The following is an 11,649-nucleotide window of genomic DNA, read 5'->3' on the forward strand; positions in this document are numbered from 1 at the left end:
ACGCTGAGCCACCTCTTGCGGCTTGATGATCGTGCTGACGACAACTTCATTCCGTCCCTCCCGACAATGGGGTCCGTTGAGTTTTCACGAAGCCGGCCGATGACCGACCTTCGCACCCTAAGCGGACGTCCTGTCGGGCGCGCAGTACTTCGCCGGAAATTCTTCGTCAGTCCAACGCCGCGTTGTAGGAGGCGTTGGTCTGGAGGTACGACGTCCGCACGACCGCGCCGCCGTCGAGGGACTGCACCCGGATCCGCTTCGCCGGGCACGCGACCGCGATGCGCTTCACCACCACGGTGATGTCCTTGTACTTGCCCGCGCCGAGCGAGGGCGTCACGTAGCTGCCCGCGACGGCCGCGGCCGTGATGACCGTGGTGCCCGCCTTGACGGTGACCGTGAAGGAGCCCGAGCAGCCGTCGGTCTCGCCGACCCGCAGCCCGATCGGGTGCGCCGTGGTGCCGTTGTTCTTGAGCCGCACCCGGAACGACGCCGACTGCCCCACGTTGAGGGCGGGCGAGCTCGCCGTCTGTCCGTCGACCGGGCCACCGATCATCGGCTGCGAACCCTGGGTGGCGAACAGCTCGAACCCACTGGTGCCGTTGAGCGGGGCCGCGGTGTTGGTCTGCGTCGACACCTTCTCGATGAGGCCGTCGACAGACGAGAGCAGGCTGACGTCGACCGCCGAGGTCACCTGCCCGGCGACGGTCGGGGTCACGCGCAGCTCGTAGGTCACGGTCTTCGCCGGCAGGATCGTGCCGGTCACGAAGTTGCCCGCGCCGTCGGTCGGAAGCACGTGGGCGCCCACGCCGGTCGACCACACCTGGGCGGTCGCGGCCGCGCCCGACGGGTCGAGCCTGAACTTGTACGACGTCGCCTGGCCGTCCTCGTTGACCACGCCGAGCTTGTACTTCATCACCGTGCCGCTGGTCTTCACCGTGCGGGTCACGAGGTGGCCCTTGCCGGTGTAGAGGCTGCCGATGCCGAGGATCTTCAGGTCGGACTTCGGCACGCCGACCCCGGTCAGGTCGACCGTCGTGGACGTGAGGGCGTCGGTCGGGATGCCGAGGAAGGCGTCCTTCTCACCGACCGTCGTCGGGGCGAACCGCACGTCGATCGTGCACGAGTCGTCGGGGGCGACCGTCGTGCCGCCGCAGTGGTCGGCGCCGATGACGAACTGGTCGTGGTCGACGCCGCCGATGAAGGCGCTGCCGACACTGAGCCCGGTGTTGCCCACGTTGGACACCGTCAGCGTCGTGGTGCTGCTGGTGGTGCCGCGGTCGACGCTGCCGAAGTCGACCTCGTCGTCGGAGACCTGCGGCACCGGCGTGATCCCCACGGCCGTCAGCGAGACCGTGGTCGGAGACCCGGTGGCGTTGTGCGGGATCGACAGCGAGCCGGTCTTCGTGCCGCGCGAAAGCGGCTGGAAGCCGAGGGTCACGCCGCAGTGGTCGCCGGGGCTGACGGTGTGCCCGGAGCACCCGTCGCCGACGACGAAGAAGTCGGAGGGGCCGGTGAGCGCCGCAGTGCCGACCACCAGGTCCGCGGTGCCGCTGTTCGTGAGCGTGACCAGCCGCTCCGCGCCCTGGCCGAGGCGCACCTCGCCGAAGTCGACCGCGGTGGTCGAGGGGTCGGCGACCGGGGCGAGCCCGACACCGGACAGCGTGATCACGCTGGGGCTGTTGGCGCCGTTGTGCGGGAGCGTGAGGGTGGCGGACTTGCTGCCGGCCGAGCCGGGGTTGAACCGCACCGAGATCGAGCAGCTGGCGCTCGGCGCGACGGTCGCGCCGACGCAGGAGCTGTTCATCAGGTCGAAGGCACCCGGGTCGGCGCCGCCGAAGGAGAGGTCGCCCGGTCGCATCGGGTCGTTGCCGATGTTGGTGACGGTGACGGTGACGGGCGCGGACGGGTGGGCGACCGCGACCGCACCGAAGTCGCGCGACGGCGGGTTGAGCGAGGCGACCGCGCGCGTGCCGAACCCGCTCAGGCCGATCGTCGTCGCGGGACCGGCGTCGTTGGCGAAGCTGAGCGTCGCGAGCTTCGACCCACGGCTCGTCGGGTCGAACTGCACCGTGGCGAGGCAGGAGTCACCGGGGGCGACGGTCGCGCCGCTGCAGCCGTTGGACGGGGCGACGACGAACTGGTCGGCGTTGGTGCCGGTCAGCGAGGCGGCGCCGAGGTTGAGGCTCGCGTCGCCGTTGTTGGTGAGGGTGACCGTGAGCGGAGCCGATGCGGGGCCGACGGGCTGGTCGCCGTACGCCAGGGTGGAGGTGTCGGCGCTGATGGTCGGACGGAGCCCGCTGCCGGTGAGGGCGACGGCGCGCTCGACGCCGGAGGTGCTGGCGACGTGCAGCGTGGCCGAGCGGGGACCGCGGGCGCCGGGGGTGAACCGCACCGAGACGGTGCAGGTGTCGCCCTTCGCCATGACCAGGCTGCCGCAGTCGCTGCTCGCGATGGTGAAGTCGCCGGACTGCGGGCCGTCGATCGTCGGTGCGCTGCCGGTCATCGGGCCGTTGCCGGTGTTGGTCACGGTGACGACCTGGGTGGCGGTCGCGACGCCGAACCGGGTGGCGGGGAAGTCGAGCGCGGAGGTCGACAGGTTGGGGTAGCCCCGCGTCCCGAAACCGTTGAGCGAGAACGACATCGGCGGTCCGCCGATGGTCGTGGGGATGGTCAGGACGCCGGCCTTGAGCCCCATGGACGTCGGGGCGAAACGCATGGTGACGGTGCAGCTGCCGCCCGGGTTGACGGGGAAGCCGGGGTTGCAGGTGCCGCCCTGGATCTGGAATTGGGCCGCCGACGGGCCGGTCACGCTCGGCGAGCCGTTGACCGCGAACGACGTCGGACCGGCGTTGCTGATCGTCTGGGTGAACGTGCCGGAGGTCGAGCCGACCGCCACGCCCCCGAACTGGCGGGCGGTGGTCGGGTTGAAGGTGATGCCGGGCGTGCCGGTGACGCCGGTGCCGCTGAGGCCCACGGTGGCCGTGGTGCCGGTGCCGACCACCGTCAGCGTGGCGTTGAGGGCGCCACTGGTGCTGGGCCGGAACCACACCAGTCCGGTGCACTGCTCGCCGGGGGCGAGGGGCTGCGGGCAGTTGAGGTCGTAGACGTAGTTCGTCGCCGGGACGCCGAAGGTGTCCTGCCCGATGACCTGCGAGACGTTGCCGGTGTTGGTGATCGTGAACGAGGACGGGCCGGCCGTCGAGCCCACGGGGAAGGAGCCGAAGCCGAGGCTCGAGGGCGAGGTCGAGATCGTCTTGACCTGGGCGCTGCCGGTGCCGGACAGCGGCACGACCACGTCGGGCTGGCCGGCCGCGGAGAGGGTGAGCGTCGCGTTCTTGCCGCCGGTGGCGGTCGGGCGGAAGTAGACCTGGAGCGAGCACGGCACGGTGCCGATGCGCTCCGCGAACTGGCAGCTGTCGTCGACGGCGAACTGGTTGGCGTTGGTGCCGCTGATGGTCGCGCTCGTCCAGGCGACGTCGCCGACACCGGTGTTGGACACCACCAGGGGGCTGCGGGTGCTGGCGCCGACCACGGTGGCGGGGAAGGTGATCGACGGGGTGGAGGCGACCATCGTCGCCGTACCGGTCGAGCCGGTCAGCGGCACGGTCACCGCGGAGCCGGCGTCGCTCGGGATGCTCAGCGTGGCCGACTTCGCGCCGGCGACGGTCGGGCGGAAGCGCACCGTGACCGTGCACGAGTCTCCGGGGACGACCTCGTCCGCGAGGGCGCAGGTGTCGCCGATGACGGAGAACTGGCTGGCGTCGGAGCCCGTCACCGTCGCGTCGCCGATGTCGGCGGCGATGACGCCGTTGCTCGTCACGGTGATGTCGCGCGTGCGGGAGTCGCCCACGGCCGTCGTGGCGAACGACCCCGAGCCGCCGGTCGTGATGTGGGGCAGGCGCGTGATCGCCGACAGGGTGACGGAGAGGGCCGGTCCGACGCTCGACGGGACCGACATCGTGGCGGACCGTGCCCCCGGCGTCGCGGCGGCGAAGTCGACGGTGATGGTGCAGTGGTCCCCGGGACCGAGAGTGGTCGACCCGCCGGAGCCGCCACCGCAGGTCTCGCTGGCCCAGAAGCTGGCCTTGTCGGGGCCGCTGATCGACGGCGAGCCGACCACGGCGTCGGCGTCGCCGTTGTTGATCACGTCCACCGCCCGCGTGGTGGTGCCCGGACCGGGCGTCACCGGGCCGTAGGTCAGCGCCGCGGTGGACAGCTCGAGGTCGCCGGCCGCATCGGCCCGGGCGGCGAGCAGCGCCGGCGTACCGCTGAGGAGGAGGAGCAGGGCAAGCGACAGCACCGGTCGCGACGCGGGAGCACGCATGGCGGGACGGTAGGGCAGGCCGGCGGTGCCGCGGAGCCGTATCGACAAAGGTTTGCCCAGCACCGCCCGATATCGTCGGGACACGTGACTCTCGCCGGCCTCGCAGACCTCGTCCTCGCCGACCCCGCCCTGGCGACGGCGCTGGCGGACGCGGCCGACGGCCGGCTCCCCGCGCACGAGCTCACCGGCCCCGTGCCGCTGCGGCCGTTCGTGGTGGCGGGACTGGCCCGGGTGGGCCGGCCGGTCCTCGCCGTCACGGCCACGACGCGCGAGGCCGAGCAGCTGGTGGAGGAGCTCGGCGACCTGCTCGACCCCGAGACCGTCGCCTACTACCCGAGCTGGGAGACCCTGCCGCACGAGCGGCTCAGCCCGCGCAGCGACACCGTCGGCCGGCGCCTCGCCGTGCTGCGCCGGCTCTGCCACCCCGGCAGCGACCCGGGCACCGGCCCGATCTCGGTGGTCGTCGCGCCGGTCCGCTCGGTGCTGCAGCCACAGGTGAAGGGCCTGGGCGACCTCGCCCCCGTCGAGCTCGCGGCCGGTGCGTCCGCCGACCTCGACGACGTGGTGGCGGGGCTCGTCGGGGCGGCGTACTCCCGGGTCGACCTCGTCGAGAGGCGCGGTGAGTTCGCCGTGCGCGGCGGCATCGTCGACGTCTTCCCGCCGACCGAGGAGCACCCGCTGCGGGTGGAGTTCTGGGGCGACGAGGTGGAGGAGATCCGTTCCTTCGCCGTGGCCGACCAGCGCACGATCTCCACGCAGGAGCGGCTCTGGGCGCCGCCGTGCCGTGAGCTGTTGCTGACCGACGAGGTGCGCGCCCGCGCTGCCGAGCTCGGCCGTGCCCACCCCGAGCTCCGCGAGATCACCGACAAGCTGGCCGAGGGCATCGCCGTCGAGGGGATGGAGGCGCTCGTCCCCGTCCTCGTCGACGAGCTGGAGCTGCTCGTCGACCTGATGGCCGACGGCACCCAGGTGCTCGTGCTCGACCCCGAGCGCGCCCGCGCCCGCGCCCACGACCTCGTCGCCACGAGCGAGGAGTTCCTCGGTGCCTCCTGGGCGGCGGCCGCCGCTGGCGGACAGGCCCCCGTCGACCTGCAGGCGGCGTCCTACCGCGAGCTCGCCGACGTACGACAGCACGCGCTGGACCACGCCCAGTCCTGGTGGACCTTCTCGCCCTTCGGCATCGACGAGGAGGGGGGCGAGGGGCCAGGGGTGATCGCCGCCCGACCGGCCGAGCCCTACCGCGGCGAGGTGGAGCGTGCGTTCGCCGACATCGCGCGCTGGCGGGCCGACGGCTACCGCGTGGTCGTCGTCCACGCCGGGCACGGCCCGGCACAGCGGATGGTCGAGGCGCTGGGGGAGCGCGACGTCCCGGCCCGGCTGGTCGACGCCCTGCCGGCGGGGACCGCCCCGGACGCCGACGTCGTGACCGTGACGTGCGGCAACCTGGCGCACGGCCTGGTCGACGACGGCCGACGGCTCGTGGTGCTGACGGGTGAGGACATCGTCGGCCAGAAGGCCTCGACCCGCGACATGCGCGCGATGCCGACGAGGCGGAAGCGGCAGATCGACCCGCTCGAGCTCAAGCCCGGCGACTTCGTGGTCCACGAGCAGCACGGCGTCGGCCGGTTCCGCGAGATGCGGCAGCGCGAGATCAAGGGCGTCACCCGCGAGTACCTCATCCTCGAGTACGGCGCCTCCAAGCGCGGCGGTCCTCCCGACCAGCTGATGGTGCCGGCGGACGCCCTGGACCAGGTGACGAGGTACGTCGGCGGCGAGCACCCCAGCCTCGACCGGCTCGGCGGTGGCGACTGGACCAAGCGCAAGAACCGCGCCCGCAAGGCCGTCCGTGAGATCGCGGCCGAGCTGATCAAGCTCTACGCGGCCCGCCAGGCGACGCAGGGCCACGCGTTCGGGCCCGACAGCCCGTGGCAGCGCGAGCTCGAGGACGCCTTCCCCTTCCACGAGACCCCCGACCAGCTGACCACCGTCGACGAGGTCAAGGCCGACATGGAGCGGACGGTCCCGATGGACCGGCTGATCTGCGGCGACGTCGGCTACGGCAAGACCGAGATCGCGGTGCGGGCGGCCTTCAAGGCGGTGCAGGACGGCAAGCAGGTCGCGGTCCTGGTGCCGACGACGCTGCTGGTCACCCAGCACCTGTCGACCTTCACCGAGCGGATGAGCGGTTTCCCGGTGGTCCTCAAGGGACTCAGCCGGTTCCAGACCGACAAGGAGGCCGCCGAGGTGCTCGCGGGTCTGGCCGACGGCACCGTCGACCTCGTCGTCGGCACGCACCGGCTGCTCAGCCCCGACACCCGCTTCAAGGACCTCGGTCTCATCATCGTCGACGAGGAGCAGCGCTTCGGGGTGGAGCACAAGGAGCAGATGAAGCGCCTCCGCACCAGCGTCGACGTGCTGAGCATGAGCGCGACCCCGATCCCGCGCACCCTGGAGATGGCCATCACCGGCATCCGCGAGATGTCGACGATCACGACCCCTCCGGAGGAGCGGCACCCGGTGCTCACCTACGTGGGTGGCTACGAGGACCGGCAGGTCGTGGCCGCCGTACGCCGGGAGCTGCTGCGCGACGGCCAGGTCTTCTACATCCACAACCGGGTGCAGTCGATCGAGAAGGCCGCCGCGCGGATCCGCGAGCTGGTGCCGGAGGCGCGGGTCGCGACCGCGCACGGACAGATGGGGGAGCACCAGCTCGAGCAGGTGATGCTCGACTTCTGGGAGAAGCGCTTCGACGTGCTCGTCTGCACCACGATCGTCGAGTCCGGGCTCGACGTCTCCAACGCCAACACGATGATCATCGAGCGGGCCGACACCCTCGGGCTCAGCCAGCTCCACCAGCTGCGCGGACGCGTCGGCCGGAGCCGCGAGCGCGCCTACGCGTACTTCCTCTACCCGACGGAGAAGCCGCTGACCGAGACCGCTCACGAGCGGCTCGCCACCCTCGCCCAGCACAGCGACCTCGGCGGCGGCATGGCGATCGCGATGAAGGACCTGGAGATCCGTGGTGCCGGCAACCTGCTCGGTGGCGAGCAGTCCGGCCACATCGCCGACGTCGGCTTCGACCTCTACGTCCGGCTCGTCGGCGAGGCGGTCCGCGACTTCCGCGACGATGCACCCGAGGTGCTCGACGAGGTCCGCATCGAGCTGCCCGTCGACGCGCACCTGCCGCACGACTACATCCCGAGCGAGCGGCTGCGCCTGGAGATCTACAAGCGGCTCGCGGAGGTGCGCACCGACGCCGACGTCGACGAGATCAACGAGGAGCTCCTCGACCGGTACGGCGAGCCGCCCATGCCGGTGGTGGCGCTGATGCTCGTCGCCCGGTTCCGCGCGCGGGTCCGCCAGGCGGGGCTCAAGGAGATCACCGTGATGGGCAAGAACGTCCGGTTCGCGCCGGTGACCCTGCCGGACTCCAAGGTGGTCCGGCTGCAGCGGATGTATCCGAAGTCGATCGTGAAGACGCAACTGGAGTCGGTGCTCGTGGCGCGGCCCGGCACGCCTGGGCAGACCGGGCGCCCGATCGAGGGGGTCGCCCTGCTTGAATGGGCGCGCGGCGTGATCGACGCCGTGATCGACCCGGCTGATGGAGCGTAAGGGGACTCGAGCGTGATGAAGGTCGGACGGACCCTCGGGGTTCTCGCCGTGGCGGTCGGGATGAGCGCCACCGTGTCGGCGTGCGGCGACAACGTCATCGGCAGCGACGGGCCGCGCCCCGGCATCGCCGCCGACGTCGACGGCTCGGAGATCAGCCTCGACGACCTCGCCTCGGTGGTCGACGGCGTCTGCACGCTGCAGGCGGCCTCGGACACCGCCGCCACGAGCCGGTCGTTCGCGCAGACCTTCCTGCTCGAGGACTGGGTCCAGGCGCTCGTGATGAAGGAGTACGCCGACGACCACGACCTCGATGTCACGCCGCCGCCGTCCGGGCTCGAGCAGGCGCCGGGGTGGGACGACATCGACGAGAGCGACCGCGACGCCCTCGAGAGCTACGTCCAGGCGGCCGTCTACGCCAGCGCTGCCACCAAGCAGCTCGGCGACGGCGACGAGGTCGACCCGTCCGACTACGACATCTCCATCAACCCGAAGTTCGACCTGGCGCTCGACGGCACCAGCTGGGTGCCCGCCGGCAGCCAGCTCTCCGTGCCGGTGAGCAAGGCCGGCGCGGACGCCACCGCGCAGCCCTCCGACGAGGAGGTCCGGGCCCTGCCCGACGACCAGCTCTGCGGCAAGCGGCCCGCCGCGCCCGCCCCGACCGACGCGCTGCCCGTCCCGCAGCAGCAGTGAGCTGATGACGGCGTCGCCGGCGGACCCGCTCGCCGAGCTCGTCGCCGTCATGCGCCAGCTGCGGGCGGAGTGCCCGTGGAAGCGCGACCAGACCCACCGCTCGCTGTCGCGCTACCTGCTCGAGGAGACCTACGAGACCCTCGAGGCGATCGACTCCGGCGAGGCCACCGGTGACTGGGCGCACCTCCAGGAGGAGCTCGGTGACCTGCTGCTCCAGGTCGTCTTCCACGCGGTGATCGCGGAGCAGCGCGGCGAGTTCGACCTCGACGACGTCGCGCGCGACATCACCGCCAAGATGCGGCGCCGCAACCCCCACGTCTTCGGGCCCGGGGCCGGGGCACCGGACGCGCCGACCGACGCCGCCTCCGTCAACGAGCTGTGGGAGTCGGTGAAGGCCGAGGAGAAGCAGCGCGCGCACGTCACCGACGGGCTGCCGCCGGCGCTGCCGGCCCTGCTGTACGCCGACAAGGTCCTCGACCGTCTCGAGCGGGCCGGGCGCACCCCGACCAGGGGGACGGAGGAGATCGGCGACCGGCTGCTCGCCCTCGTCGCCGAGGCCCGCGCCGACGGGGTCGATCCCGAGCAGGCGCTGCGCGACGCCGTACGCCGACTGCTCTAGACCGGTCAGGGCCCGGAGACGGGAAATCCTGCTTTCTTCACCCATTCTCCAGCGGAGCCCGCCAAGGGTTGCGCATGATGCCGCCCATGCGTCTGAACCGCTCCCTGGTCGCCACCACCGTCGTCGCCGTCGCGGCCTCGCTCGCCGCCTTCCCGTCCGGCTCGGCCACGGCCAACGACCAGAAGCCGGTCCCTACCCACCGCATCGCGCACAAGAAGGCCGATCCTGACGCCGTGGCCGAAGGTGCGGCCGCCCAGGTGGTCTCGGCGCGCGCCCCCCAGCTCTACCTGAGCCGCTACGACAAGGTGCAGGCGCAGCCGACCCTCCGGTCCGGCCCCCTGCGCTTCGTGCCCTACCTGCGGACCTACAAGGGACTTCCCGTCGACGGAGGAGACTTCGTCGTCGTGGTGGACGGGGACGGCGACGTCGTCTCCACGAGCGTGGCGCAGACGGGGAAGGTCAGGCTGACGGACGTCAGCCCGTCGATCACCTCGTCCGCTGCGCGTTCGACCACGGCTGCCAAGGTGCGCGGCGCGCAGCTGAGCAGGAGCCGCCTGGTCGTGCTGCAGCGCGGCGCGCGATCCTCGCTCGCCTGGAAGACGACCGCCACCGGTCGTCGTGCCGGCCAGCCCTCCCGGCTGGACGTCTACGTCGACGCCGACAGCGGACGGGTCCTCGAGACCAAGGAGAACGTCGCCGCCGGCGACGGCCACGCGGCGTACTCCGGGCCGGACCCGCTCGCGCTCGGCACGACGCACACCGGCTCGACCTACTCGATGACCACCCCCGGCGCCAACACCCTGGTGTGCCAGGACGCGGACAACAACACGACCTTCTCCGGCCCGGACGACGACTGGGGCAACGGCGACGCCAGCGACCGTGAGACCGGTTGCGTGGACGCCCTCTACGCGGCGCAGCAGGAGCGGCTGATGCTGCGCGTCTGGCTGGGGCGCAACGGGATGAACGGCGCCGGCGGCTGGGTGCCGATCCGCGTCGGGCTGGACGACCTCAACGCCTTCTACGACGGCTACGAGGTCCAGGTCGGCCACAACTCCGTGGGCGACTGGATCGGGTCCCTCGACGTGATCGCCCACGAGTTCGGGCACGGCATCGACGACTCGACTCCTGGAGGCATCTCCGGCAACGGCACCCAGGAGTTCGTCGCCGACACCTTCGGGGCCTCGACCGAGGCCTACGACAACCAGCCGGCGCCCTACGACCAGCCCGACTACCTCGTGGGCGAGGAGATCGACCTCACCGGCGACGGGCCGATCCGGAACATGTACAACCCGTCGCTCGTGGGCGACCCGAACTGCTACTCCGCCGCCGTCGACTCCGGTGAGGTGCACGCCGCGGCCGGACCCGGCAACCACTGGTTCTACCTGCTCGCGGTCGGCAGCAACGCCGCCGGTCAGCCGGTCAGCCCGCGCTGCGGTGGCGCGCCGGCGGTCGAGGGCATCGGCATCAAGAAGGCGATGAAGATCATGTACACCGCGATGCTGATGAAGACCTCGGCGTCGTCGTACAAGAACTACCGGTCCTGGACCCTGACGGCCGCCCGCTACCTCTACGGCCAGACCTCGTGCACCGAGTTCAACCGGGTGAAGGCGGCGTGGACCGCTGTGTCGGTGCCCGCCCTCCCCGGTGAGACCACGTGCACGGTGGGCCAGCCCGCCGTGTCGATCACCAATGCGACGTCGCGGACCGTCAACGCGGACCGCGCGATCCCGGCGTTCACGCTGACCGCCACGGGCGGCACGTCGCCGTACACCTGGTCCGCGACCGGCCTGCCGACGGGGGCGACGATCAACTCCGCGACCGGCCAGGTGTCCGGGACGCTCGGCCCCGCCACCGCGGGCAGCTACGTCGTCGAGGTCACTGCCACCGACAGCGCAGCGAGGGTCGGCAAGGCGTGGTTCACGATGCAGGTCAACGGGTCACCGACCCTCACCTGCACCGGACAGAGGATCGGCAACCCGGGCTTCGAGAACCAGATCCCCGCTCCGTGGGCGATGAACGCAGGCGCGATCTACGGCGACGCCCCGCACTCCGGCGCGCGGTACGCCTGGCTGGGCGGCTACGGCGAGGTGGCGAGCGATGTCGCCTCGCAGACCGTGAAGATCCCGACCGGGTGCAAGGCGGTGCTCACCTTCTGGCTGAACTCCGACACCGAGGAGCTCGGATCGGGCGAGTACGACACGCTCACCGTGAAGGCGAACAGCTTCACGATGAAGACCTACAGCAACCGCAACGTCACCAACGGCTGGGTGAAGCAGACCCTCAACGTGCCGCAGGGCTTCGCGGGGGCGAACGTCACCTTCTCGTTCACCAGTGACGAGGACTCCTCCTTGGCGACGAGCTTCCGGCTCGACGACTTCGCGTTGACGCTCTCGAAGTGAGGTGG

5 protein-coding genes are annotated in these 11,649 nt (G+C 71.6%); 4 read left to right on the forward strand and 1 reads right to left on the reverse strand.

Features of this window, described 5'->3' with window-relative positions; all coding sequences use genetic code 11:
- Window positions 1-166: 166 nt before the first annotated feature.
- Window positions 167-4,324 carry a choice-of-anchor D domain-containing protein gene (locus tag ACAX67_RS06795; protein ID WP_370703053.1) on the reverse strand — a complete coding sequence of 1,386 codons (4,158 nt, stop codon included), beginning with the start codon at window positions 4,322-4,324 and terminating at the stop codon, window positions 167-169.
- 84 nt (window positions 4,325-4,408) lie between these two features.
- Here ACAX67_RS06795 and mfd point away from each other — a divergent pair, with 84 nt between their 5' ends.
- From mfd to ACAX67_RS06815, 4 genes are all read left to right on the forward strand, one after another.
- The gene (gene mfd / locus ACAX67_RS06800; RefSeq protein WP_370703054.1) at window positions 4,409-7,936 is read left to right on the forward strand and encodes a transcription-repair coupling factor; all 3,528 of its coding nucleotides are present in this window, start codon (window positions 4,409-4,411) and stop codon (window positions 7,934-7,936) included.
- 60 nt (window positions 7,937-7,996) lie between these two features.
- A complete protein-coding gene (locus ACAX67_RS06805; RefSeq protein WP_370703055.1) occupies window positions 7,997-8,626 on the forward strand; it encodes a hypothetical protein in 630 nt (209 codons plus the stop codon).
- 4 nt (window positions 8,627-8,630) lie between these two features.
- Window positions 8,631-9,245 carry a MazG nucleotide pyrophosphohydrolase domain-containing protein gene (locus tag ACAX67_RS06810; protein WP_370703056.1) on the forward strand — a complete coding sequence of 205 codons (615 nt, stop codon included), beginning with the start codon at window positions 8,631-8,633 and terminating at the stop codon, window positions 9,243-9,245.
- 86 nt (window positions 9,246-9,331) lie between these two features.
- Window positions 9,332-11,644: a M4 family metallopeptidase gene (locus tag ACAX67_RS06815; RefSeq protein WP_370703057.1), complete on the forward strand. Its 2,313-nt coding sequence runs from the start codon at window positions 9,332-9,334 to the stop codon at window positions 11,642-11,644.
- The last annotated feature ends 5 nt before the right edge of the window (window positions 11,645-11,649 follow it).

The sequence above is a fragment of the Nocardioides candidus genome (assembly GCF_041321175.1).
GTDB lineage: Bacteria > Actinomycetota > Actinomycetes > Propionibacteriales > Nocardioidaceae > Nocardioides.

Coding starts and splice junctions, on each gene's coding strand:
- ACAX67_RS06815 (WP_370703057.1), top strand. CDS start 9,332: ATGCGTCTGAACCGCTCCCTGGTCGCCACCACCGTCGTCGCCGTCGCG.
- ACAX67_RS06810 (WP_370703056.1), top strand. CDS start 8,631: ATGACGGCGTCGCCGGCGGACCCGCTCGCCGAGCTCGTCGCCGTCATG.
- ACAX67_RS06805 (WP_370703055.1), top strand. CDS start 7,997: ATGAGCGCCACCGTGTCGGCGTGCGGCGACAACGTCATCGGCAGCGAC.
- ACAX67_RS06795 (WP_370703053.1), bottom strand. CDS start 4,324: ATGCGTGCTCCCGCGTCGCGACCGGTGCTGTCGCTTGCCCTGCTCCTC.